This is a genomic window from Pseudomonas trivialis, from assembly GCF_001439805.1.
Lineage (GTDB): Bacteria > Pseudomonadota > Gammaproteobacteria > Pseudomonadales > Pseudomonadaceae > Aquipseudomonas > Aquipseudomonas trivialis.
On record NZ_JYLK01000013.1, the window covers coordinates 54,000 to 78,472 of the forward strand.

Consider the following 24,473-nt stretch of genomic DNA (forward strand, 5'->3'; position numbering starts at 1 on the left):
TGTCCCGCCCTTATTATTGTTTTGTCGGTTCGGCGCCGGCCGGCGTGGCAACCCGCACACCGCCCTGCCCGACCAGAATCAAGTTGCCATTGCCCGCCGCCGTGACAGCCGAGAGCGAGATACGGTCCGGGCGATTGAACACGCTGAAGGTCAGCCCGTCGTCATGGCTGACCACCACGCTGCCACCGTTACCGACAACGACGATGGAGCCATCTTCCAGCAAGGTGGCCCCGGACAACCCGAACTCCAGCGCGCCGCGCGCCGCGTTCAGTTCGACCTGCTCCCAGGTACTGCCGAAATCGCCGGAGCGGTACAGGTTGCCGCGCAGCCCATAGGCCAACAGGGTCTGCGCTTGCGCCGTGCCGATCACGCCGAACAGCGAGCCTTCGTACGGGCCTTCGAGTTTTTCCCAGGTCTGGCCGTTATCGCTGGAGCGGAACATGCTGCCCTGCTCGCCGACGATGAACAGGCCGGCGTCCTTGATGGCGGCAATCGCGTTGAGGTGGAACTGGTCTTCGTTGTCGAGGCGATCACTGACGTCATTCCATGTATTGCCGCCGTCGGTGGTTTCGATCAGCGCCCCGTAGGCGCCCACGGCCAGCCCGTGGCGGGCATCGTTGAACCAGATGTCGAGCAAGGGGGCTTCGCGCTTGAGGTCCTGAAATTGCCGGACCCAGCTGGCGCCACCGTCGCTGCTGGCGAGGATTTGCGCATCGTGACCGACCGCCCAACCGTGCTTGTCATCGATAAAAAACACCGCCGTGAGCAATTGGCGGGTGGGCACTTTGGCTTGAATCCAGACGCTGCCCTGATCATCGGAATAGAGAATATGCCCGCGATCACCGACTGCCACCAGACGCTTGCCGGCGTGCACCACATCGATCATCAGGCCCTTGGCGGCCCTGGGGGATTCAATCGCGGACACCGCGGGCGCGGTGGTATCGCCAGCAGCCTGGACGGCGGTCGACAACGCGACAGCGCCAAGCAGCGAGAGCGCTGTAGCCAGCATCGCAACCCTGCGTGCGGCGCGTGGGCGGCAAACAACCCAAGCCATGACAGGCTCACTCATAGACCTTTCTCCCCATTATTATTTTTTGTCAGGTGGTCTCGTCTTCCTGGGCGCTGAAACCTGCAATCTAGAGCGCCTGAAGCAAGCACGGGCCATCCTAGCGGGCTTTGGAATCGCCTGACAATCGGCGCTGCGTTATCTTTTGTTAACTTAAAGGCTTCGGGCAGTGGCTGAATAGCAGGCCATTAGTGGGGGTGATGCACAAAACGTCGGAAATTTCAGTGGGCAGATGCGGAAGCGGCCTACTGTATGCCCTTTCTCCAGACAAACAGAATGGCCGCTCACCCTCCGCCAACGATGAATTCGCCATGCGCATGCCCCTGCCGTTATTGATCACTTCTTTTATGCTTTTAAGCGCCTGCACATCCTATGACCGGGTCTGGGTCAAGGCAGACGCCACCCGCGAGCAACGTAAACACCAGCAGACCGCCTGTGAGGCCGAGGCATTGCAGCGGCTGCCGCCCAGCAATGTGAGGGCATCGATCAGCTCCACCAGCGAGTCCTGCGCTGCCGGTGAGCACGGCTGCAAAAAGAAAACCACGCAAACTGACACACACTATAAGTACACCGACGAAAATCGCGCGAACAGGGAAACGCTGGTCAAGGACTGCATGTACAGAAACGGTTGGAGCCGCACAAAAGTTGAGCGCCCGTTTATCAAGTGGTAACAGGGAACGCTATTTTTTTCTGTCTGTTGAGCTTTTTGAATTTTTATTCCATTAATAGCGCACCATAAAATAAAAATTCGAAGGAGGATGGTGATGCGTGAACTCGGAATCGGCTTGATCGGCACGGGCTTTATGGGACGCGCCCACGCGCTGGCGTTCAACAATGCCCGGGCCGTGTTCGACCTGCCGTTGCAGCTCAAACTGGTCGTCCTGGCCGATGCCGACGGTGAACGCGCCGAGCGCTGCGCCAAAGCCTGGGGGTTTGCCCAGGCCCAGGGCGACTGGCAGGCGTTGATCAACGACCCCAGGGTCGACGTCGTGGCCATCACCACGCCCAACCACTTGCACTACCCCATGGCCATGGCCGCGATAGCGGCGGGCAAGGCGGTGTATTGCGAAAAGCCCCTGGCCGTCAACCTCGAGCAGGCCGACGCAATGCGCCAGGCTGCGCGTGCGGCAGGTGTGATCACGCGGGTCGGCTACACCTATCAGCACAACCCGATGATCGGGCTGGCGCGGCAGATGATCGCCAATGGCGAGCTGGGCCGTATCATCAGCTTTCAGGGCGAGTTCAGCGAAGACTTCATGGCCGACCCGGCCTCGCCCTGGTCGTGGCGCTGCGAGGTGGAACACGCCGGTGGCGCCCTCGCGGACCTGGGCAGCCATGTGTTGTCGATGGCGCGCTACCTGGTCGGTGAGGTGGTCAGCGTGTGTGCCGATACCCAGACCGTGCACGGCCAACGCCCGGTGGTCAAAGGCAGCGAAACGCTGCAGGCCATTGCGGTGGATGACCAGACGCATGCGCTGCTGCGCTTCGCCAACGGTGCGCGCGGTACGGTCAGTAGCAGTTGGCTCAAGCACGGTTATAAAAACCACCTGAGTGTTGAAATCAGCGGCACCGAAGGCACTCTGGCGTTCGATCAGGAACGCTTGAATGAACTGCGCGTATATCGCACCGGCCAAAAGGGCTTTCAACGGATGCTGGCCGGTCCCGATCTGCCAGGCTACGCCGCGTTCAGCCCGGCGGCGGGGCATCAATTGGGCTACAACGAATTGAAGACCCTGGAAGTGCAGGAGCTGATCATGGCGATGGCCGGCCAGGGCGCGGATGGCAGCGATTTTGACGACGCGTGGGAAGTGGAGCGGCTGGCGACAGCGATACGCACGGCGGCCCGCGAGGAACGTTGGGTCAGGATCAGCGAGGTAAACGGCGAAGCGGGGGCTTAAATATCTTTTTACGCTTCAGACGATGAGGACTTTCTGGCATCCTGCACCTCCCTTTTCCGACCCGAGCCCGCATTTTGTCTGACGCTCAAGCCCCCCGTCCGCGCTATAAATCCGAGCTGATCTACGGCCTCGAAGACCGTCCGCACTTCACCGCGGCGGTGTTTGCCGCGTTGCAGCATGTGCTGGCGAGCTTCGTCGGCATCATCACGCCGACCCTGATCGTCGGCGGCGTGCTGGGCCTGGAAAGCGAAGTGCCGTACCTGGTGAGCATGGCGCTGTTCGTCTCGGGGCTGGGCACCTTCGTGCAGGCGCGCACCTTCGGCCCTATCGGCTCGGGGTTGTTGTGCCTGCAGGGCACCAGTTTTTCGTTTATCAGCGTGATTCTCAGCGCCGGTTTCATGGTCAAGGCCCGAGGTGGCGGCACGGATGAAATGCTCTCGACGATTTTTGGCGTGTGCTTTTTCGCGGCGTTTATCGAAGTGGCGCTCAGTCAGTTCATCGGCAAGCTGCGCAAGCTGATCACACCGGTGGTGACGGGCACCATCATTACTCTGATGGGGCTGTCGCTGATCAAGGTGGCGGTCACCGACATGGCCGGCGGCTTTGGCGCCAGTGATCTGGGCGCAGCTGGCAATATGGGGCTGGCCGCGCTGGTGCTGCTGACCATCGTGGTACTCAACCGCTTCAACAATGCATTTTTGCGCCTGGGCTCGATAGTCATCGGCCTGACCCTGGGCTTCGTCGTCGCCTGGTGGCTGGGCCGTGTCGACATGGCCGCCCTGCCCCAGGTGCCGTTGATCAGCGTGCCGGTGCCGTTCAAATATGGTTTCTCGTTTGACTGGGTGGCGTTTGTGCCGGTGGCGGTGATTTTCCTGATTTCGCCGCTGGAAGCGGCGGGCGATCTGACAGCCAACTCGATGATTTCCCAGCAACCGGTCAAGGGCCCGCTGTACATCAAGCGGATCAAGTCCGGCCTGCTGGCCGACGGGCTCAACTCGGCCATGGCCGCCACGTTCAACAGCCTGCCAATGGTCACGTTCGCGCAGAACAACGGAGTGATTCAGCTGACCGGCGTGGCCAGCCGCTACGTGGCGTACTTTATCGCCGGCTTGCTGGTGCTGCTGGGGCTGTTCCCGATGATCGGCGCGGTGCTGCAATTGATGCCCAAGCCGGTGCTGGGCGGCGCCACCCTGATCATGTTCGGTACCGTGGCGGTGGCCGGCATCAAGATCCTTGCCGAAGCCGGCCTGCATCGGCGCAATGTGCTGATCGTGGCGATTTCCCTTGGCATGGGACTGGGTGTATCCGCCGTGCCCGAAGTGCTGCGCGACCTGCCCAAGGCATTGCACGACATCTTCGAATCACCGATCACCGTGGGCGCGTTTTGTGCAATCCTGCTGAACATCTTCCTGCCCGAAACGTTCATAGCGCTGGAAGATGATGAATTCGATCCGGAGTCTTCCACCCTCAAGGTGATGCAGGACCCGGACGTCACGAAATAGGAGCAGATTCACATGCGCAAGCTCATGGTTCTATCGTTACTGCTGTTGACCTTGAGCGCCTGCGCGCTGTTTCCCCATCGCGATCCGGTCAACATCACCGTGGTGGGCATCGAGCCACTGCAAAGCCAGGACCTGGAAGTGCGCTTCGCGGTGAAACTGCGGGTGCAGAACCCCAACGAAACGGCAATTGACTACAACGGCGTGGCGCTGGACCTGGAGGTCAACGGGCGGCCACTGGCGTCCGGGGTGAGTGATCAGGTCGGCAACATCCCACGTTTTTCCGAGAAGATTGTGACGGTTCCGGTCAGCGTTTCGGCGTTTTCCGTGTTACGTCAGACCCTGGGCCTGAGCCAGACCCAAAGCCTGAACAACCTGCCGTACGTGCTGCGCGGCAAACTGGCGGGGGGGTTGTTCGGCACCCTGCGCTTTGTGGACCGTGGCACGCTGAATCTGCCGAATACAGCGACCTGGTAGACAGGAAAATGATCCTGCCCCTGTGGCAAGCCCGCCCGCTCCTGAAGTAATCGCGCACAAAAAAACCGGCCTGTGTTTCAGCCGGTTTTTTTATTTCAACGGGTTCAGAACGCTGCGTCCTTCAAACCGTCCAGGTAACGCTCGGCATCCAGAGCCGCCATGCAACCGGCGCCGGCCGAGGTGATGGCCTGGCGGTAAACGTGGTCGGCCACGTCACCGGCGGCGAAAATGCCGTCGATGTTGGTGGCGGTGGCGTTGCCTTCGCGGCCGCCCTGCACCACCAGGTAACCGTCCTTGGCTTCCAGCACGCCTTCGAACAACGAGGTGTTCGGGGTGTGGCCAATGGCAATGAACACACCGTCGACGCTCAACTCGTCGAAGCTGCCGTCGTTGTTTTTCAGACGCGCACCGGTCACGCCCATGTTGTCGCCCAGGACTTCGTCCAGAGTGGCGTTGAGCTTGAGGATAATCTTGCCTTCAGCGACACGGGCGTGCAGCTTGTCGATCAGGATCTTCTCGGCGCGGAAGGTCTCGCGGCGGTGCACCAGGGTCACGGTGCTGGCGATATTGGCCAGGTACAGCGCCTCTTCCACGGCGGTGTTGCCACCACCGACCACGGCGACCGGCTTGTTGCGGTAAAAGAAACCGTCGCAGGTGGCGCAAGCGGACACGCCTTTGCCCATGAACGCTTCTTCCGACGGCAGGCCCAGGTAACGGGCACTGGCGCCTGTGGCGATGATCAGTGCGTCACAGGTGTACACGCCGCTGTCGCCGGTCAGGCTGTAAGGCTTTTTGGAGAAGTCGACCTTGTTGATGTGGTCGAAGACGATCTCGGTTTCAAAACGCTCGGCGTGCTCCTTCATGCGCTCCATCAACACCGGGCCGGTCAGGCCGTGCACGTCGCCCGGCCAGTTGTCGACTTCCGTGGTGGTGGTCAACTGACCGCCCGCCTGCATGCCGGTGATCAGCAGCGGCTTGAGGTTGGCCCGTGCAGCGTAGACGGCAGCGCTGTAACCGGCAGGGCCGGAACCGAGAATAATCACTCGTGAATGACGGGTAGCAGACATGACTCACTCCTATCAACCGCCCGGACTACGAGACGGCTGAAATAAAAAACAACCTGAACATAATGGGCGAGACGCACCGAGGAGATGAGACTCAGGAAAACCGGATTAACAATCCAGCTTATAGGGGGTCTCTACGCATCCGACACCCGTTAATCGGAGACCTCACTGCCAACGCGAGCGTTTCATCAATCACAAAATAGAACAAAATACTCTCACAATCTAATTTTATTAGATTGATATCCTATTAAATATCTATTTAACGAAAAAAACGCAAAAAACATGCTCGCCCGCGTCTGTATTATCTATCAACACCCCAAACCAAGACGCCATTACCATGCATGACGCCACCACTCGATACATTCACGCCGGCCGAAATCCTGACGCGTACTGCGGCTTGGTAAATACACCCATCTTTCGCGGTTCAACCGTACTCGCAAAAAGCTTCGAAGCATGGGAAGCGAGTAAAAAGGACGGCAACCCTTACGCCAATTACGGGCGCTTCGGCACACCGACCACGCGCGCTTTCGAGGAGGCTGTTGCAGAACTGGAAGGTGGCCATGCCACGCTGGTTTTTCCTTCGGGTCTGGCTGCCTGCGTTCATGCGCTGCTCGCCTTTGTAAAAGCGGGTGACCATGTTCTGATGACGGATAACATCTATGGCCCAACGCGGGCGTTCGTCAGCAATGTCCTGACGCGGTTCGGTGTCGAGGTGGAGTATTTCGCCCCCACTGTTGGCGCAGCCATTGCCAAACAACTGCGCCCGAATACGCGCGTAGTGTTTACTGAATCGCCCGGCTCACTGACCTTTGAAGTCTGCGACCTTCCGGCTATCAGCGAAGCCGCCCATGCAGTCGGGGCCTTCGTATTAATCGATAATACGTGGGCCTCGCCTTTGTATTTCAAGCCCTTTGATCATGGCGCAGACGTATCCATTCAGGCGGCCACCAAATACATTATCGGGCATTCCGATGCGTTACTTGGGACTGCCACGGCCAACGAGCGCGCATGGCCGCTGCTCAAGGCCGGAGCCCATGACTTCGGCCAGACAGCCAGCCCGGATGATCTATTCCTCGCGCTACGGGGACTGCGCACAATGCCCATACGCCTTGAGCGGCATTGGTCCACGGGGGTCGCGCTGGCGCAGAGCCTGGAGACACATCCCGCCATCGCTCGCGTCTTGCACCCTGCTCTGCCGAATGATCCTGGGCACGAACTGTGGAAACGTGATTTTCTCGGTGCCAGCGGGCTGTTTGGTATCGAGGTCAAGACAACGGACCCGGAGGTACTGGCCCGGCTGTTCGACAACCTGACGCTGTTCGGCATCGGTCTTTCCTGGGGAGGCTTCGAAAGCCTCGTAGTCCCCGTGGGGCATCCCTTGCGCAGTACTCCCACAGACAGCCAGGGCTATCTCATTCGTGTGCATGCTGGCCTTGAACACGTCACCGATTTGCTTGAAGACTTCCATCGTGCCCTGGACATCGCTTTCCCGAGTCCTTGCGTCGCCGTTGCTTGAAACTCTTTCTGCCTGACGACACCCCCCAGGGTGTCGCGGGATTTACTCTGAGGCCTCCAATGAAATTCGCCCTGCTCGAACACTTCGATAGCAACTACCTGCGCGACGCAAAGATGGATTGCATCGTTGTCGGCGTCCATATCCGTAAACTCAACGACGTTGCCTCCCGACTGGACGTTCTGTGTCATGGCCGTTTGCATGAGGCTCTTCACCTCAACGAACTGCCGGAGCCCCTTGGCAGCACCTTGTTGCTGCACAATGCAGACGCGCTGACGGCAAGGCGTATCTTGCTGGTACAACTTGGCGACAATGAAATGCCCGACGCGCGGCGCGTCAAAAAAGTCGTGGAGTCTGCCGCCAAAGCGTTAAAGGCTGCGCGCTGCCGCAAGGTCTTGTGGTGCCTGGCCGAACAGATGGGCACCCTTGATAGCCTGAACCAGTCAGTGCTCTCCCTTTACGAGTCCGAATACCGTTTCGACTGCCTCAAGAGCCAACCAGAACCTCACTGCGCAAAGCTGGAGGAAGTCGCACTGCTCATAGCCCCCACACAGCAGGAAATGGCCGGGCAGACCTTGGAACAGGCTATCGCAATTGGCCACGGCATAACCTTGTGCCGCGACCTCGGCAACCTGCCGCCGAACATTTGTACGCCGGAATATCTGGCACAAACAGCGCGCACATTCTCCACGTCGGCCAACGTCCATGTTGACGTGCTGGAACAGGAGCAAATTCAAGCCTTGGGCATGAATGCGTTTCTCTGCGTCGCGCGAGGATCAACGCAGGCGCCCAAGCTGATTATCGTCAAGTACAACGCCGGCCCCGCCGAACAAGCGCCCATCGTCCTGGTAGGCAAAGGCATCACCTTCGACTCCGGTGGTATCTCGATCAAACCGGGCGAAGCGATGGACGAAATGAAGTACGACATGTGCGGTGCTGCCTCAGTGCTCGGTACACTGAAAGCCATCATCGAAATGGAATTGCCGTTGACCGTCTATGGTGTGATTCCGACCTGCGAAAACATGCCTGCCGGGGACGCGCTCAAACCGGGGGATATCATTACCAGCATGCTCGGCAAGACCATTGAGGTGCTCAACACCGATGCGGAGGGCCGCCTGATTCTCTGCGATGCGCTAACCTACGTCGAACAATTCAAGCCCGCTGCAGTGATCGATATCGCTACCCTGACCGGCGCCTGCGTGGTCGCCCTTGGCCACGTGCACAGCGGGCTCTTTGCCCGGGAAGACGCATTGGCCGAGCAACTGTTGGCTGCCGCCAGCACCTCCTGCGACACCGTCTGGCGTATGCCTCTTGATACCGACTACCACGAGTCACTGAAATCCAACTTCGCCGACTTGCCCAATATCGGTGGGCGCGCAGGTGGCTGCATTACGGCCGCCTGCTTTCTCGAGAACTTCACCCGCAGCTATGCCTGGGCACATCTGGACATTGCCGGTACGGCCTGGAAGAGCGGGTCCGATAAAGGCGCCACAGGCCGCCCGGTCAGGCTATTGACTCAGTACCTGATTGATCGTTGCGCCCTGAACGCCTGACACAGCAGTCGCCGGCCTGGACTCCTCCAGGCCGGTGCAGACGTTAAACCCGGGCCTGATCCAGGCCGCTCAACGCCAGCAACGCACCGATTTCCGGTTCGCGTCCACGGAAGCGCTTGAACAGATCCATCGCAGGCTCTGCGCCACCCTGGGCGAGTACGGTCTCGCGGAACGCCTTACCCACTACCGGGTTAAACAATCCTTCTTCCACAAAGCGCGAAAATGCATCGGCGGCCAACACTTCGGCCCATTTGTAGCTGTAATAACCCGCCGCATAACCGCCCGCAAAAATATGCGAGAACGTATTGGCAAACCGGATATAAGCGGGTGGTGACAACACAGACACTTCCTGACTCACCGCTGCCATGAATACCGTCGGGTCAGGCACCTGCGAGCGGGCATGCAGTTCAAAATCGAAGAGCGCCAATTCAACCTGACGACACATCGCCAAACCGGCCTGGAAACTGCGCGACTCAACCAGCCGATTCAATAGCTCGTCCGGCAGCGGCTGACCATTATCCACATGACGACTTAAGCCACGCAGCACTTGCGGTTGCCAGCACCAATTCTCCATAAACTGGCTAGGCAGTTCGACGGCATCCCATGCCACGCCATTGACACCCGCAACACCCGACTGCTCGACCCGGGTCAACAAATGGTGAAGACCATGCCCGAACTCATGAAACAAGGTCACTACTTCGTTATGGGTCAACAAGGCAGGCTCCCCCTGCATGGCCGGAGCGAAATTGCAGACCAGATAGGCCATCGGCGCGTGCAACACGCCTTGTCTGTCTCGCCGACGGCTGCGACATCCATCCATCCACGCCCCTGCCCGCTTGTTCGGTCGCGCATAAAGGTCCAGGAAGAAACGTCCCACCACCACGTCCTGTTCAACGACTTCAAAAAAACACACTTCGGGGTGCCATGTATCGAAACCCGTCAGTTCGTTGATCTGAATGCCGTAGAGGCGCTCCACAAGTTCAAACATGCCCTTGAGCACGTGATCGACCGGAAAGTAACGTCGCAATGCCTCTTGGGACAGTGCGTAATATTGCTGCTGGTAGAGTTCGGAAAAATATCGGATGTCCCACATTTGCACATTCTCGACACCCCGTTCAACAGCGAAGGCATTGAGCTGTTGCAGCTCTTGCATCGCACCTGCACGACTGTGTTCAGCCAGGTCGCGCAAGAAGTCCACAACCTGGGGCACAAAGTCAGCCATCTTGCTCACCAGGCTGAGTTGCGCATAGTTCTCGTAGCCCAGCAGTTGAGCCAATTCCGCACGGCCCTCAAGGATCTGCTGCATGATCGGGCCATTATCGAACGCTCCGGCATTCGGCCCAACCTCCGAGGCTCGCGTGACGTTGTTGAAATACACCTCTTCTCGCAACGCTCGATCATCGGCATACGTGAGGATTGCCTGCACACAGGGCACCTCCAGCGTCAGCAGCCAGCCTTGCAGTCCCCGCTCTTTTGCGCAGTTGGCCATAAAGGACTTGGCCGCCACGGGTACGCCGGCCAGCGCTTGTTCATCTGTCAGCAAACGGCTCCATGCCTGGGTGGCATCCATGACATTGTTGCCAAACAGGCTGCCCAGTTCACTCAGGTTAAGGTTGAGTTCGAGAAAACGTTGTTGACCGGCCGCTGGCAAATGAACGCCTGACAGTTTGAAATCCCTCAGGGCGTGATCGATCACCGAGCGTTGCGCCACATCGAAATCAACATAATTACGGCTGTTCAACAAGGACTGAAAGCCCTTGTACAACGTCATGTTTTGACCCAGTTCCGTGCCGTACGCGGAAAGTTTTGCGAGCGCGGCCTCATAGGCTTCACGCAGTTGCGGTGTGTTGCATACGGCATTCAGATGACTGACCGGACTCCAGACTTCGTTCAGCGCGGCATGGAGCTCATCGAGCGAGAGTACGAAACCCTCCCAGCTGAGGTCTTTGTTGTTGGCTGCGGTCAACCGTGCAAGTAACTGGCGATTATCGGCCAGCACCTGATCGATTGCCGGGCCGACGTGCTCGGCTTTTATCAGTGAATAAGCCGGCAAGTCACCGGCAGATAGCAGCGGATTGGCAGTGTGCATCCAGTGTTCCTCTTGGGGGTAGAGATCAGGCATCAAGCGCCAAAGACAGGAAGGTGGCGACGCTCATCGTCGAACTGGAGAGTGTCCATTAACAATGAGGGGCTTCGTATTCAGGGGGAATCGCAAGTCCAGCAAGGCCGCAATTTCTTGCGGCGGCTGCCAACTCGCGAGGCGCAGTCAGAAGTTGTAAACGAAGGTCAGACGAGCATTGCGCTCTTCTCGAAGCGGGATAAAAGCCGATGTGCCAGAGCCATAATAAAGCGTGCGGTCGAATACGTTTTTGACACCCAGCGTCAGCGAGTATTCTTTCGCATGGTAGAAGACTGAAAGATCGGTGCTGGCACCCCCCGGTATTTCGTAGGAGTCCGATCCAATCCCTCCTATAGCATTGCTGAAAGCAACCATGCCGAGCCCTGCACCGAAGCCCTTGTAGCGCCCTTCCTGCAGTTCATAGGATGTCCATAGGGTGGCCGTGTCGCCGGGTTGGGAAGAGAACTCCGACGTATCCCCCTTGGCCAACTTCGGCACGACGTACTTCACGTGGGTATAACCCGCTGCGATGTTCCAACCGGGCACCAGTTCACCGGTCAGGGTGAAGTCATACCCTTTGCTTTCCTGTGACTGAATGCCAATATTTCTCCTGGTGATGGGATCAGTGAGCGGGACATTATCCTGCTGCAATTCAAAGTAAGCGGTGGTCAGTGTCAATGCATCGTCCAGGAAACTGAACTTCGCCCCCACTTCCTTCGATTCGCTGGTCAGCGGCGGCAGGAGCTGGAAGGTAGTAGTGTCATAACCACTCGATCCGTTAAATCCGTGAATGACGTTCGCATAGACCGTCATCTGCGGAGAAACATCGTAACTGATGCCAACATTGGGCACCCATTTTTCCGCTACGTCGGGAGGGCTCTGGGAAGCGGTACCGTCGCTCGAATAAACAGTCCCGTCGCTAATCCATTTGGCCTTCTTGGCCGCCAGCAGAACATGGGTGCGATCACCAACATCCATCTGATCCTGCAGGATCAGCCCACGTTGCTGAGTGCGTCTGTCGCTGGAACGATAGGTGGCCCCCCCTACCTTCGGGAGAAGGTCCAGGGAATCCGTATCATATATGTTCACTTGCGGGTAAGACCCGCGCTCTCCAGGAACGTCACGATCGTTCTGAACGGTTAAAATGTGTTGATAGTCGACGCCGACCAATACTTTGTGGGTGATAAAGCCCGTCTTGAACTTGCCTCGGATATCGTTCTGCAGGCTCCAGGATTTTGAGTTGTTGACCGCGGAAAAAGGCGACGCAAAGACCACGGAACCGTCCTGGTTAAATGCATTGAGCTGCCATAACCGTAAGGTGTCGGTGTTATCAACATACGTGGCCTTACTGTTGAAGGTCCAGTCATCAATCAAATCCTGGGAAAACTCGTAATAGCCGGTCTTGTTTTCGCTGCGAAAACCATCGTCTTTACGAAACACGCGGTAAGTGGGCAATTTTTGAATCTTACCGTTAAGCGCCATCGTAGAATACGGTGCCGCTTGTCTTTGTTTACCGTACTCAGCACCGAACGTCAGACGCGTGTGCTCACCCTCCCACGTCAAGGCAGGGGCAACGAAGACATCCCGCTTACCGTCAAAATCAGGAGAAGCATTGTCTGATTTCATATTCGACAGGTTCAAGCGGTAACTCAGCGAACGATCCTCATTCAGTGCCCCCCCCAGGTCCAACCCCTGCTTGAGCTCACCATAATCCGCCACTTCCAGGCTCAGCGTTCGCACATCATACTTAACAGGTGCCTTGCGTATGATGTTAATGGTTCCGCCCGGTGTGGAACTGCCAGACATGATTGAATCCGGCCCCTTGATGACTTCCACACGTTCAATACCTTGAATCGAACTGCCATTTACGCCGGCATTGGGCATGCCATTGGTGGAGGTCTTCTCGACGAGAAATCCACGAATCTTGTACTGAGCACCGCCTCGGTTGCTTACCGTTTGCTGAACACCTGGTGAGCTTTTGAGCGCATCGGACAGATTGGTTGCCTGGCGATCCTTGAGTAATTTTGCGCTCAGCACGTCAACCGACTGGGCGGTCTGTTTCAAAGGTGTATCAGTTCTCGAAACGCTGCTTGAGTTGGAGGGGTTGTAATAGAGCTGATCATCACTCAGCGCCGAGCCATTGACCGCGATTGAAGGCAACTGGGCATCGGTGGCGGTAATATTCGTTGGGGCAACATTCAACACCGCAGGCGCGCTCGTCACCGTCAGCGTACCATTTGCCGTCACGTCCAGAACCAGCTCTGTACCTTGCAGGCAGGCCGCGATGGCTTGCTCCGCTGTCATGTTGCCGCGCACTGCGCGCCCCTGGTAGGGAGCAACGAGCGTTGGCTCGAATGAAATCACGCGACCACTTTGCCGTGCGATATTCAACAGCATTGTATTAAGTGGCGCTGCCGGTATCTCATAGTGCTCGCGCGCCACGGTGGCTGCTGGATTTTCTTGCGCCAGCACCAGGGGGGGGATAGCACCCAGGGCGAATACCATGGCTATGCGTAAAGGCGTCAACGCGTAGCGACTATTGGATTTTTTCATCAGCATCCTCGACGGCAGAGCAGGTTTATGAGTTTTGTTACCTACTTTGTGCAACGAGAGAAAAAAAGTGACAGTGCCATTACTAAAAAGGCCACACCCCTACAATTTCGTGATGCCCTCAGCTAACCCAATCCCTTTCAGAAAGTCTGGAGGCTGACTCACCTGCCCTCCTTGCCTGCGGCATCAGCCCGGCACTGACAAGCCATGAAATACGGGTGTGCACTTGAATTGTGCGGGATGGATTGGCGCGCACTCAATTGAACCAGATATCCCGGAAAGCCCTGGAAAAGCCATTAAAAAATTCGAATTCAACGCGAATTATTAGAATGGCATTCGCCTTGCATTGTTTTCCCCATAGGCGCCGCCACGATCCATGTGCGCGGATTTTAGATAAAGAGTCAGCGTTTTCGAGAAAGACTAATCATGTCCAGTGCACTGATTGGCAAACCCGATTTACTCACCGAAATCTTCCGTCGCGATTATCGCTGGTTAGCTGAACGTCTACGCTATCGCCTGGGCTGCCGATTTAATGCCGAGGATGTCGCTTCAGAATCTTTTTTACAGCTCTCGACCCTCAGCACGCTGGAAGGCGTGCGCGAGCCGCGAGCGATGCTGACGACTATAGCCAATCGCGTCCTCTACGAAGTGTCGCGTCGCAAAGCGCTGGAGAAGGCGTACCTGCAGGCACTCGCGTCAGCTCCCGAACATGTGCATACTTCGCCCGAAGAGCAGCACCTGCTTCTGGAGTCGCTGCTGGCAATCGACAAAGCCTTGGACGGACTGTCGAGCAAGGCGCGACAAGCCTTCCTGTACAGCCAGCTCGATGGCATGACCTACGCACAAATCGCGGTTAAATTGGGTGTGTCGGCCAGTATGGTGCGTCAATACATGACTAAAGCCTTGACTCAATGCTACCTGGTTGCAGCGCAATCCTGAGTGCGGAGCATACGATGTCGAAACCGATTGCACCCGATACTGTCGCGCAGCAGGCAATCGAATGGATGGTGCACCTCCACTCGGGCGAGATGAGCGACGCGCAGCGTTCCGATTTCGAGCGCTGGCGAGCCGAACACCACAGCCACGAACTGGCATGCCGCCGAATCGAAAAGGCCTTGGGCCATGTCCCTCAGGTGGCAGCCGAGCCCTCGTTGCGTAAAACGTTGAACGGTACAGGCGGTCGTCGTCAGTTCCTGACAAATGCTTTGGCCATCGCGACGATCGTCTCTACCGGCGGCTGGTTTTACAACCGACATACCCCGCTGACCGGATTGCTGGCTGATTTGCATACGGCCACTGGAGAACGCACCACCACTCACCTGGCTGATGGCAGCGTGCTGACCCTGAATGCGCGCAGCAGCGTCGACGTCAAATTTGATGCACATCGTCGTCACCTCTATTTGACGAAGGGGCAAATTTACATTGATGCCCAGCCTGCACGCACCCCGCTGGTGATTACTACGGCCGATGGCGAGATCAGCATGCACAGCGGTGCATTCACCGTCTCCGTCAGATCCGACGGCACACGGGTTGCCGCCCTTTCGCAAGCCGCACAAATCAGCGCTCGCAACCTCAGTACCCAACTGCTTACAGGCCAAGGCGTACTGTTTAATAACCAGGGGATTTTTCCTCGTCAGATTGCGGTGAATTCAGAGAGCGCCTGGGTCAACGGATTCATCGAAGTCAATGATCAGCCCCTTGGAACCCTTATTGAGGCCTTCCGCGATTACCGCACAGGCATCGTCCGGGTATCACCGGAAGCTGCCAAGCTGCGGGTCAGCGGCGTTTTCCCGCTCGACAATACCGACTACGCCCTGGAAGCCCTTGCTCAGACGATGCCTGTCGTCATCACCCGAACCAGCGGATATTGGGTCAGCATTTCCAAATCCTGACCCTTCCCGCCTCCCACCTCAAAAAAATCTCGCACACTCGCTGTCACTTTTATCTTCTGGTTGCACAGACCTTATAGAGATAACCAGAGTGTGCCGCCGTGAAACCTGCTCAACGTATTCGCTTCGCCACCACAGCCCCACCTTTACGCTTGGCGCTCGCGCTCTTGTTGCTTTGCATCAGCCGCCAAGCCATGAGTTGCGAATTGGACGCGGCTTATCCCTTTCACATTGAAGCTCAAAGCTTGAGTGAAACCCTTCTGCTGATTGGCCGTGCGAGTGGTTGTACCGTCTCGTTCAAACCCGACAACACACGTGACTACCAAAGCCAACCCATCAACGGCCGCCTTAGCGTGCGCCAGGCCATGGGGCTGGCACTGATCGACAGCGACCTTGAAACGCTGCAAACCCGCAACGGTTCCCTGACCGTCCGTAAGCGCGGCGCCGCACCCCGTTATGTGGGGGAAGAATGAAGAGTAAGCCGACTATGACCAACTTGAACGTCCACCTCAAAGAGGGTGTAGACCCTCTGACCTGGAAGGCGGAACCCACGCTGCCCAAAGAACACAAGGGCTTCCCATATGGTCTGCTATTGGTTGCCGGCGTGGTGGTGATCGCGCATGTGGGCTTATTTGCTCTGATGGTGACCCAGACGAGCAACAAGGAAATCACCCTGACCACTGCACCGGCCGCCAGTGTTCGGGTGTCCATGGTCGCCCCACCTCCCCCTCCTGAAGTGCCGCCAGAGATCATACCCATACCGCCCGCGCCTCCAGTGCTGACCAGCGAGAAAGCCGAGCGCACGGTTGCACTGGAAAAGCCCAAGCCCGTTGATAAGCCCAAGCCAATACCAAAACCGAAGCCCGTGCCTAAAAAAGTCGAGCCTACTCCCGTTGTCGAGGCCAAGCCTGTAGAGCCGGTACCTGCCCCACCACGAGAAGCTCCCGTCAACAGCGAGAAGATGCTCGATCTGCCGGCGTCCGGCCCCAAGGATGTGCAAACCGTCGGCTGTCGCGTACCTGCGCCTGATTACCCACGCCAGGCTCGCCGTCAGAAGATTGAAGGCGATGTCCTGGTGCGTTTGCAAATTGACGCTCAAGGTCAAGTGCAGACGGCCAGTATCGCCCGTAGCAGCGGCAATCAAGATCTCGATGAGGCCGCACGCAAAGCCGTAATGGGCGCCTCATGCACGCCCTACATGGAAAGCGGCCGAGCTATCGCAGTGCGCGCAGTGCAACCCGTGTCATTCCGTTTGAATCAATAAAATCAGCCTGAGAGGTAACATCAAATGCAGGAATTAGGATTGGCTTATGCCTGGCAACAGGCCGACTACGTCTCCAAAACGATTGCGTTCGTCCTGACGATCATGTCCGTATTGTCCTGGAGCGTAATTCTCATCAAAGCAGTCCAATTGCTGCGCTTTGGGCGCATGAAAAAGCGTGCGCTGGGTTTCTGGAACGCCAGCGGATTTGTCGAAGGCGTAAAGAGCCTGGGTCGGAAAAAGCACAACCCCTTCCAGGAACTGGCCATCGCCGGGCACGCTGCCAACTCTCACCAGAACCAGCGAAGCTCCCAGTTGCATCAACGCTTTGATCTCAGTGACTGGCTCGCCCGCTGCCTGAAAGAGGTTCTGGACGACCATGTCACCAAGCTACAGGCAGGCTTGGCGATCCTTGCATCCATTGGTAGCACCGCACCGTTTGTTGGGCTCTTCGGCACGGTCTGGGGTATTTATCACGCGCTGAAAGTCATTGGCATGAGTGGTGATGCCTCGCTGGCCCAGGTAGCGGGGCCCGTGGGTGAGTCGCTGATCATGACGGCCTTCGGCCTGTTCGTCGCGATTCCCGCTGTGCTGGGTTACAACGCCATCGCCCGGCATAACAAAGGCGCGGTGCATCAGCTCAGTCGCTTTGCCCATGACCTGCATGCCTTCTTCCTGACCGGCGCACGGGTGTGCGTGGACGCAGCCGACGAGCAAGCCCAAGCCGATGGCAAGGTCACCGTGATGACGGCCAAACAGGGAGGCAGAGCCTGATGAGCATGTCTCAAGGTTCACAGTTCGACAGCGACGATGCCCTGCTGAACGACATCAACATGACCCCTTTGATTGATGTGATGCTCGTGCTGTTGATCATCTTCATCATCACCCTTCCGGTGATCAACAAGGCCGTCAAGGTCGACCTGCCCAAAGGTGAAGCCCAGACCATTGCGGTGCAAGACAAAAGCGTGGACGTCTCCATCACGGCAGACGGCAGCATCCTGTGGAACAAGGAGCCTGTGGATGACGCCCAGTTGGCGCAGAAAGTTGCGGTAACAGCGGTACAGGAATCGCCGCCTGTACTGCGCGTCTATGCCGACAAAGCGGTTCGCTACGAGCGAGTCGCGCAGTTGCTGTCCACTGCGCAAAAAGGCGGACTGTCGAAAATTGACTTTGTCACCGACGCCACTCCCCGTCACTGACTGCGCTAACGCCGCTAACGAGTAATGATCATGACCTCTTCGACGTCCGCAGTAGACGGACACATACTGCCTTTACCTGAATCAATGTCGGGGCATTCCATCGCTAAGCGGCCAAGCATAAGCCAGGTGCTTTTGCCTTTCTGGTTCTCGAGCGAAAAGTGGCTTGCGTTAGGACTGCTGAGCGTCATCCTCACCATCACATTCGCCGGTACCTTAGGGGCTGTCACCTTAAACGAATACCAGGGCAAGCTGACCGATGCTCTGGTGGCATTGGACTGGGAAGCGCTCAAGCCTCTATTCCTCTTCAGTCTGCTGTTGGGAGTGGTGACCGGAGTGCTGCCTAGCGGTAGCACTATCATTTCGGGATACCTGGAACTTCGCTGGAGGACCTGGATGACCCATGTCCACCTCGACAAATGGACATGTAACGCTCACTACTTCGCCTTGGAGCGTGACGGGCTGATCAGCAATGCTGATCAGCGAATCGCCGAAGATATTCGGCAGGCTGTAGAGATTACTATCAACCTGCTCACTTCAAGTACATACGTGGTTGTCAGTACTATCACCTACAGCATTGTGCTCTGGAACCTCGCCGGAGCACTTGAATTCGAGGTTTTCAATCATCAGTTCAGCATTACCGGCTACATGGTTTATGCCGTCTTCATTTATCAATTTTTACAGTTACTGATATCGCACTGGCTCGGGAAGAATCTGATCGGCCTGAACATGCATAAGCAAACGGTTGAAGCGGACTTCCGTCATCAAGGCATGCAGTTACGTGAGTACGCTGAACAAATTGCATTCTACGGCGGTGAAGAGCGTGAAAAGCGTTCCCTGGTTGAACGATTCGCCCGTATCCGCGCAAATACCATACGCATCCTCACGCGCACGTTTTCCGTGACGCTTGGCCAGACCTTTTATGCTTCTTCACTCACCCTGCTACCCACACTGCTTGCATTGCCGCTGCTGCTGACAAGCAAGATTTCTTATGGGCAAATGGTCTCCATCATTGGTGCATACCACATGCTTTCCAACACCGTTGCCTTTTTCCCTCAGGCTTATATCAATTTTACCCAATGGTTGGGCCTCACCAATCGCTTGCGCGATTTGCAGTGGGCCATCAACAAGGTCGAGCAACAACAGACTGAAATCAGCCACCTGAACAGCCTTGGCCCCTACCTGCATTGCGAAGCGTTGAGTCTGTTCACTCCGAAGGGCAAGGCGCTGGCACGGCTTGATAGCTGGACGGTGGAAAAAGGCGAGCGTTGGTTAATCAAAGGACGCTCCGGTAGTGGCAAGAGCACTCTCTTGCGCGCCTTGGCAGGCTTGTGGCCATACGGCGCAGGGCAGATCTGCCTCCCCCACGGCCGTCAGTCGCTTTTTCTTCCTCAGAAAAGCTACATCCCCACGGGCTTATTGAAGGATGCACTCTGTTATCCCCATACCAGCAGCGACTTTACTGATGATCAATGTCGCAAAGCACTCATCGATTGCTGCCTGCCTGCACTGAGCGACTCCCTTACGGTTCGAGAACGCTGGCAGCAAACCCTGTCCGGTGGCGAGCAACAGCGCCTGGCTATGGCGCGCGTGCTGTTGCAACGCCCGAGCTTCATTTTCCTTGACGAAGCCACCAGCGCGCTTGACCCGGAAACCGAACACAGCATCTACACCACCCTGATCGAGCAACTGCCCGACAGCACTCTGATCAGCGTTGCGCACCGTGAGTCTCTGGCTCGCTTTCACTCTCACACCCTCGATTTAACACTCTCACAATAAGGGCACATCATGTCTGACATCATCACCGTGACTGAAGAGAACCTCGACGCTGAGGTTTACGGCGCCAGCAAGGCAGTACTGCTCGACCTCTGGGCCCCCTGGTGTGCTCCTTGTCGCACGCTGGCACCGATTCTGGAAAAACTGTCTGCACTGGGTGGTGAAAGCCTCACCATTGCGAAAATGGACGTCGAGAAATACCCCGAGGCGATGGCTCGTTTTGGCGTGCGCGGCATTCCAGCATTGCTGCTATTTAAAGACGGCAAGGAGATAAGCCGAGAGGTCGGCACCAAGACGCTTACACAACTTAAAGACTGGATGGCCAACTCCGACATTAAGCTCAGCGAGCCGGCCGCAATCCCGACTGATACGGCAATGTTCGGGGCATTTTATGGTGACCCCCAACTTAAACAGTTTTTCTGCGACCGCTTGTTGGCCCATGCGCAGCAGGGAGAAATCATATCGGACAATAACGCCTATTGGATTGAAGGTTCTGGCACACCAGGCGCCGCATGGGTGCATTCGGCTGACCCGGTGATATTTGAGCGTTTGACCGGCCTTCCTGCTTCTTTCTCCATCGCTATGGACTTCACCAGGCCCATCAAAAGCGCTGAGCTTGAGCCGATCATGCAGGCACTCAAGCCGGGATCGGATCTGAACAATGTGCCGCTTCGTCTGACTCACTCGCTCTTGAGCGAAGCCCTGTTTGACTGGCAGAACCTGCTTTCGCAATCGGCGTTGATCACAAGCTTGCGCAACGAATGGTTGGGGCTCTGTGAGCGTTACCTGGCAGGGAACACCCTCTCAGAGCAAGATTGGAAGGACCTGGCCTTGCGCGCGAAGGCGCTGAACAACCACGCAGATCCAGCAGTTAGAAACACTGCCGAATTGATTTCGACGCTATCGCCGCCGCCAACAGCCAACAATGCCGATGGCTGGACCGTCGTTTTCAGGCTCGCAAGAACGGTGATGTATTCAATCGGCCAACACCTCAGCAACTGGACACTGCAAGACCGTCAAACCGAACAGCGTCGCTGGGATTGGTTTAATGAAAAACAATCACAGAGCGCTTCCGGTGAGCTCAGCCAGGAAGAAATTCATGCCTACCGCGAACAGTGGTTCAGTGAAAACGAAGCCTATCAGCTTAAAGAAGCAGTGTTCTTTGACAACGAGTTGCAAGGCCTGCACCCCGTTCTGGATTGCATGCGCGATCACCTGGCAACACTGATGCGCGGCGCCCCGCCATTCAACCCCAACTGAATTTAACGGAGGTGTCTTGTGACTGCAGCATTTTCTAACAGCCCCACTTACCTGGCGGAACTCGCCGAACAGATCCTCAAATTGGCACGCAGTCAAGGTGCAAGCCATGCACAGGTAAGCCTCTCGCAAAGCCGGGGCCTGTCGCTGTCAATGCGTCAGAGCCGAGTGCAGTCGCGCGTGCGGGAGACCCACAGCGGCTATTCGCTGACCGTGTTCATGGGCAAGCATCAAGGCTCTGTCAACTCCACTGACTTGAACCCGAACACCCTCTCCCAATCCGTTAAAGCGGCCTGTGCGATCGCCCGCTATACAGGCGAGGACGCCGCAGCCGGTCCAGCCCGTTCCGAACAGCTTTGCTCACCCGATAGCGATCTGAACCTGTTCCATCCATGGGACATCGATGAGGATCAGGCCGTAGGCCTGGCCCAACGCCTGGAAAGCGGACTGGAGAGTGCCGGTGGATCGGTACAAAGCGAAGGCGTTTGGGTCAACAGCCACCAGTCCTACTTCTTGCTCGCTACCAGTGAAGGCTTTAATCAAGGTGTTGCAAAATCGCAACATAGCCTGGGGGCCAGCGCACTGGCGCGTAATGACCAATACTCCGAACGCGACCACTGGTCCGAGTCTGCAACTGACGCCCGCAATCTACCCTCGGTGGAACAGATCGGCATGAACGCCGGACGGGGTGCCGCTGCCTACTTGAACCAAGGTGCGTTAAGCAGCCGCCGCTGCGCCGTATTGTTCGACCCACGCACTGCAACCAGCCTTATCGGGCATTTCATCCAGGCTATCAGCAGCCAGGCGTTGTACACCAACGCCACCTTCCTCAAGGACCAACTCGGCCAGCCTGTCATGTCCGACCATCTGCGTCTTTATGAGGATCCCTACCTGGCTGGCGGTAACGCCAGCAAGAACTTCGACAGCGACGGAATTGCTCCGCAACAGCGTTACCTGGTCGAGGACGGAGTGCTCAAGGGATATTTACTGTCCCTCTACGGTGCCAGACGACTGGGTATGGAACCTACCGGTAATGGTTTCGGTCCCGGCAACCTGCTGCTAAGCAGCCACTCGACTGGCGCCGACGACGACTTGCCGGCCATGCTGCGCAAATTGGGCACAGGTCTGCTCGTCACCAGCCTGGCCGGCAACGGTGTGCGCCTGATCTCCGGAGACTACTCCCGTGGTGCCCGAGGTTTCTGGGTCGAAAACGGAGAGATTCAGCATGCGGTCACCGGTATCACCATTGCCGCCAATCTGAAGGAGATGCTCAAAGGCATCGTTGCCGTTGGCAGCGACGTCGTTTGCCAAGGCCCATTCAGTACGGGTTCTATTTTGATCGAACAGATGCAAATTTCTGGTCAGTAGCCCTACAACGGAATACCTACTATGTCGTTAAATCAAGTGAATCATCTGGCACTGGCCAGCGACGTACTGCTGGCGCCCCATGGCCTGGATATCTCAGACCTGCACCGGGTATTCGATTCTGTGCATGAACATAGGGTCGACTATGCCGATCTCTATCTGCAGTCAACCCGCGAAGAGCGCTGGTCGATGGAAGACGGGGTCGTCAAGGCCGGCAGTTTTTCCGTCGACCAGGGTTTCGGCCTGCGTGCATTGAATGTCGATGAAACAGCCTTTGCTTATTCACAGCATATTGATCGTCAGCAACTGATGGAGGCTGCACGATCGGTTCGCACAGTCGCCACGCACGGCGACGGGCGTATTGAGTTGAAAGGCCAAGCAGTGCAGCGCTCTGGCTTTTATGGACACGAAGACCCATTGCAGGCCTGCGAAACAGCGGAAAAAATAGCCCTGCTGCAATCGATTGATCGCAAGGCCCGAGCACTGGACCCTCGCGTTTGCCGGGTAATCGCTCACCTTCAGTTGAGCCATTCGGTGGTCATGGTGATGCGTCACGATGGCCGATTGGCCGCAGATCTACGCCCCATGCTGGTGTTGCAAATGCGGGTTTTCGTCAGCCAGAACGGACGTCTTGAAAGTTCCGGGGGAAATATTGGCGGTCGAAGCGACTTCAGTTTGTACAGCGATGCCCGTGTGGATCAGGAACTTCGTCGGGTCGTCGACTCAGCGCTGATCAACCTGGAAGCAGAAGCCGCACCCGCCGGCAGCATGCCTGTGGTCATCGGGCCCGGCTGGCCCGGCATGTTGTTGCATGAAGCCATGGGGCACGGATTCGAGGGGGACTTCAATCGAATGGGTACCTCAATCTATTCCGGCAAAATCGGTCAGCGTGTTGCCGGCCCCGGGGTGAACATCGTCGATGACGCGACGTTACCCGGCAGACGCGGATCGCTGCATATCGACGATGAGGGCGAACCGGGCCAGTGCACCACACTCATCGAGGGCGGGGTTCTGGCGGGCTACATGCATGACAGCCTCAACGCACGGCTGATGAAGCAGCACAACACGGGTAATGGTCGCCGCGAATCCTATTCGCAGTTGCCCATGCCACGCATGACCAACACGTTCATGCTGGCCGGTGAACACAGCCCCGAAGAGATCATCAGCAGTGTGAAAAACGGGATCTACCTGGCGGACCTCGGCAGTGGTCAAGTGGATATTGTAAATGGCCAATTCACCTTCGAGAGTGAACTGGCTTACTTGATAGAAAATGGCAAAATCACCCGACCCGTCAAAGGCGTCACGCTGACTGGCTCAGGTCCGCAAACCCTGCAGATGATAAGCATGATTGGCAATGACCTGGCGCTGGACAACGGCGGCGCCACGTGCGGAAAGTCTGGCCAAAGCGTTCCGGTTTGCGTAGGTCAGCCGACTATCAAGGTTGATCAACTGGTTGTGGGCGGCACCGCTTGAAAAAAACCTGAAGGTTGGGCGACTCGGGTCGCCCCGCCTTCGGATACAGCGAATCAGGGCGCATAGCGAAGTGGCAAACTGGTCGAGTATTTAATCTGTTCCATCGAGAAACTTGAGCTGATATCCGACAGCCCTGGAACGCATATCAGTTGTTTATAGACTGAATCGTAGGCCGCCACGTCGGGTACCGCCACACGCAACAGGTAATCTGTATCTCCGGCCATACGATAGACTTCCACAACTTCCTCGATCGATGACACCGCACGATGAAAGCCATCGATCCAGTCCGCATTGTGCTGAGTGGTCTTGATGGAGACAAACACGATCACACCCACATTCAGTTTTTTGCCATCCAAAAGCGCCACCCGGGCACGGATAATGCCCGACTCTTCGAGTTTTTGAATGCGCCGCCAACAGGCCGTGTTTCCCAGGCCGATCTGCTCCGCGATATCACCTACCGGCCGCGTGCAGTCTTTCTGCAGAATGTCCAGTATTGCCCTATCAAGTTTATCCATGA

At 57.0% G+C, this 24,473-nt stretch carries 21 protein-coding genes; 16 read left to right on the forward strand and 5 right to left on the reverse strand.

Features of this window, described 5'->3' with window-relative positions; translation table 11 throughout:
* Positions 1-13: 13 nt before the first annotated feature.
* A complete protein-coding gene (locus tag TU79_RS18270) occupies positions 14-1,054 on the reverse strand; it encodes a WD40/YVTN/BNR-like repeat-containing protein (RefSeq protein ID WP_231986834.1) in 1,041 nt (346 codons plus the stop codon).
* 323 nt (positions 1,055-1,377) lie between these two features.
* Between TU79_RS18270 and TU79_RS18275 the strand changes: the two genes are divergently transcribed.
* The 4 genes from TU79_RS18275 (at position 1,378) to TU79_RS18290 (ending at position 4,940) form a co-directional block, all read left to right on the forward strand.
* Complete coding sequence (locus tag TU79_RS18275) at positions 1,378-1,737, forward strand: hypothetical protein (protein ID WP_057009301.1); 360 nt, start codon at positions 1,378-1,380, stop codon at positions 1,735-1,737.
* 93 nt (positions 1,738-1,830) lie between these two features.
* Entirely contained in the window at positions 1,831-2,964 is a 1,134-nt protein-coding gene (locus TU79_RS18280; protein WP_057009302.1) for a Gfo/Idh/MocA family protein, read from the forward strand.
* Positions 2,965-3,038: 74 nt separating this feature from the next.
* A complete protein-coding gene (locus TU79_RS18285; RefSeq protein WP_057009303.1) occupies positions 3,039-4,466 on the forward strand; it encodes a nucleobase:cation symporter-2 family protein in 1,428 nt (475 codons plus the stop codon).
* A 12-nt stretch (positions 4,467-4,478) separates the two neighbouring features.
* The gene (locus TU79_RS18290; RefSeq protein WP_057009304.1) at positions 4,479-4,940 is read left to right on the forward strand and encodes an LEA/WHy family protein; all 462 of its coding nucleotides are present in this window, start codon (positions 4,479-4,481) and stop codon (positions 4,938-4,940) included.
* A gap of 104 nt (positions 4,941-5,044) precedes the next feature.
* Here TU79_RS18290 and trxB read toward each other — a convergent pair whose 3' ends face one another.
* On the reverse strand, positions 5,045-6,007 hold the full coding sequence (gene trxB / locus TU79_RS18295; protein WP_057009305.1) for a thioredoxin-disulfide reductase: 963 nt from the start codon (positions 6,005-6,007) through the stop codon (positions 5,045-5,047).
* Positions 6,008-6,341: 334 nt separating this feature from the next.
* On the opposite strand from trxB, the gene metC reads away from it, so the two are divergent.
* Entirely contained in the window at positions 6,342-7,520 is a 1,179-nt protein-coding gene (gene metC, locus TU79_RS18300; RefSeq protein ID WP_057009306.1) for a cystathionine beta-lyase, read from the forward strand.
* Positions 7,521-7,579: 59 nt separating this feature from the next.
* Positions 7,580-9,070: a leucyl aminopeptidase gene (locus TU79_RS18305; protein WP_057009307.1), complete on the forward strand. Its 1,491-nt coding sequence runs from the start codon at positions 7,580-7,582 to the stop codon at positions 9,068-9,070.
* A 43-nt stretch (positions 9,071-9,113) separates the two neighbouring features.
* Here TU79_RS18305 and TU79_RS18310 read toward each other — a convergent pair whose 3' ends face one another.
* Together TU79_RS18310 and TU79_RS18315 are read right to left on the reverse strand one after the other, a co-directional pair.
* Positions 9,114-11,159: a M3 family metallopeptidase gene (locus tag TU79_RS18310; RefSeq protein ID WP_057009308.1), complete on the reverse strand. Its 2,046-nt coding sequence runs from the start codon at positions 11,157-11,159 to the stop codon at positions 9,114-9,116.
* Positions 11,160-11,336: 177 nt separating this feature from the next.
* Positions 11,337-13,742: a TonB-dependent siderophore receptor gene (locus tag TU79_RS18315; RefSeq protein ID WP_057009309.1), complete on the reverse strand. Its 2,406-nt coding sequence runs from the start codon at positions 13,740-13,742 to the stop codon at positions 11,337-11,339.
* A 423-nt stretch (positions 13,743-14,165) separates the two neighbouring features.
* Between TU79_RS18315 and TU79_RS18320 the strand changes: the two genes are divergently transcribed.
* From TU79_RS18320 to tldD, 10 genes are all read left to right on the forward strand, one after another.
* The gene (locus TU79_RS18320) at positions 14,166-14,678 is read left to right on the forward strand and encodes a sigma-70 family RNA polymerase sigma factor (RefSeq protein WP_057009310.1); all 513 of its coding nucleotides are present in this window, start codon (positions 14,166-14,168) and stop codon (positions 14,676-14,678) included.
* Positions 14,679-14,692: 14 nt separating this feature from the next.
* Positions 14,693-15,631, forward strand: coding sequence for a FecR domain-containing protein (locus tag TU79_RS18325; RefSeq protein WP_057009311.1), 939 nt, complete (start codon positions 14,693-14,695; stop codon positions 15,629-15,631).
* A gap of 98 nt (positions 15,632-15,729) precedes the next feature.
* Complete coding sequence (locus tag TU79_RS18330; RefSeq protein WP_139136759.1) at positions 15,730-16,101, forward strand: STN domain-containing protein; 372 nt, start codon at positions 15,730-15,732, stop codon at positions 16,099-16,101.
* Between the two features lie 14 nt (positions 16,102-16,115).
* Entirely contained in the window at positions 16,116-16,892 is a 777-nt protein-coding gene (locus tag TU79_RS18335) for an energy transducer TonB (protein ID WP_162276082.1), read from the forward strand.
* Between the two features lie 39 nt (positions 16,893-16,931).
* Complete coding sequence (locus tag TU79_RS18340) at positions 16,932-17,663, forward strand: MotA/TolQ/ExbB proton channel family protein (protein WP_231986836.1); 732 nt, start codon at positions 16,932-16,934, stop codon at positions 17,661-17,663.
* The gene (locus TU79_RS18345) at positions 17,663-18,088 is read left to right on the forward strand and encodes an ExbD/TolR family protein (protein WP_197675627.1); all 426 of its coding nucleotides are present in this window, start codon (positions 17,663-17,665) and stop codon (positions 18,086-18,088) included. Before TU79_RS18340 ends, TU79_RS18345 begins: the two co-directional genes overlap by 1 nt.
* Before the next feature lie 30 nt (positions 18,089-18,118).
* Positions 18,119-19,864, forward strand: coding sequence for an ABC transporter ATP-binding protein/permease (locus TU79_RS18350; RefSeq protein WP_197675628.1), 1,746 nt, complete (start codon positions 18,119-18,121; stop codon positions 19,862-19,864).
* A 9-nt stretch (positions 19,865-19,873) separates the two neighbouring features.
* Positions 19,874-21,121, forward strand: coding sequence for a thioredoxin family protein (locus tag TU79_RS18355; protein WP_057009315.1), 1,248 nt, complete (start codon positions 19,874-19,876; stop codon positions 21,119-21,121).
* Between the two features lie 18 nt (positions 21,122-21,139).
* Entirely contained in the window at positions 21,140-22,486 is a 1,347-nt protein-coding gene (locus tag TU79_RS18360; protein ID WP_057009316.1) for a TldD/PmbA family protein, read from the forward strand.
* A gap of 21 nt (positions 22,487-22,507) precedes the next feature.
* Positions 22,508-23,956: a metalloprotease TldD gene (tldD, locus tag TU79_RS18365; RefSeq protein WP_057009317.1), complete on the forward strand. Its 1,449-nt coding sequence runs from the start codon at positions 22,508-22,510 to the stop codon at positions 23,954-23,956.
* Positions 23,957-24,009: 53 nt separating this feature from the next.
* Here tldD and TU79_RS18370 read toward each other — a convergent pair whose 3' ends face one another.
* Complete coding sequence (locus tag TU79_RS18370) at positions 24,010-24,471, reverse strand: Lrp/AsnC family transcriptional regulator (protein WP_057009318.1); 462 nt, start codon at positions 24,469-24,471, stop codon at positions 24,010-24,012.
* Positions 24,472-24,473: the final 2 nt, after the last annotated feature.

What these genes read in the sequence shown, in the direction of transcription:
- TU79_RS18270 (WP_231986834.1), bottom strand. Translation starts at nt 1,054, where the DNA reads ATGGCTTGGGTTGTTTGCCGCCCACGCGCCGCACGCAGGGTTGCGATG.
- TU79_RS18275 (WP_057009301.1), top strand. Translation starts at nt 1,378, where the DNA reads ATGCGCATGCCCCTGCCGTTATTGATCACTTCTTTTATGCTTTTAAGC.
- TU79_RS18280 (WP_057009302.1), top strand. Translation starts at nt 1,831, where the DNA reads ATGCGTGAACTCGGAATCGGCTTGATCGGCACGGGCTTTATGGGACGC.
- TU79_RS18290 (WP_057009304.1), top strand. Translation starts at nt 4,479, where the DNA reads ATGCGCAAGCTCATGGTTCTATCGTTACTGCTGTTGACCTTGAGCGCC.
- trxB (WP_057009305.1), bottom strand. Translation starts at nt 6,007, where the DNA reads ATGTCTGCTACCCGTCATTCACGAGTGATTATTCTCGGTTCCGGCCCT.
- metC (WP_057009306.1), top strand. Translation starts at nt 6,342, where the DNA reads ATGCATGACGCCACCACTCGATACATTCACGCCGGCCGAAATCCTGAC.
- TU79_RS18305 (WP_057009307.1), top strand. Translation starts at nt 7,580, where the DNA reads ATGAAATTCGCCCTGCTCGAACACTTCGATAGCAACTACCTGCGCGAC.
- TU79_RS18310 (WP_057009308.1), bottom strand. Translation starts at nt 11,159, where the DNA reads ATGCACACTGCCAATCCGCTGCTATCTGCCGGTGACTTGCCGGCTTAT.
- TU79_RS18315 (WP_057009309.1), bottom strand. Translation starts at nt 13,742, where the DNA reads ATGAAAAAATCCAATAGTCGCTACGCGTTGACGCCTTTACGCATAGCC.
- TU79_RS18320 (WP_057009310.1), top strand. Translation starts at nt 14,166, where the DNA reads ATGTCCAGTGCACTGATTGGCAAACCCGATTTACTCACCGAAATCTTC.
- TU79_RS18325 (WP_057009311.1), top strand. Translation starts at nt 14,693, where the DNA reads ATGTCGAAACCGATTGCACCCGATACTGTCGCGCAGCAGGCAATCGAA.
- TU79_RS18335 (WP_162276082.1), top strand. Translation starts at nt 16,116, where the DNA reads ATGACCAACTTGAACGTCCACCTCAAAGAGGGTGTAGACCCTCTGACC.
- TU79_RS18345 (WP_197675627.1), top strand. Translation starts at nt 17,663, where the DNA reads ATGAGCATGTCTCAAGGTTCACAGTTCGACAGCGACGATGCCCTGCTG.
- TU79_RS18350 (WP_197675628.1), top strand. Translation starts at nt 18,119, where the DNA reads ATGACCTCTTCGACGTCCGCAGTAGACGGACACATACTGCCTTTACCT.
- TU79_RS18355 (WP_057009315.1), top strand. Translation starts at nt 19,874, where the DNA reads ATGTCTGACATCATCACCGTGACTGAAGAGAACCTCGACGCTGAGGTT.
- tldD (WP_057009317.1), top strand. Translation starts at nt 22,508, where the DNA reads ATGTCGTTAAATCAAGTGAATCATCTGGCACTGGCCAGCGACGTACTG.
- TU79_RS18370 (WP_057009318.1), bottom strand. Translation starts at nt 24,471, where the DNA reads ATGGATAAACTTGATAGGGCAATACTGGACATTCTGCAGAAAGACTGC.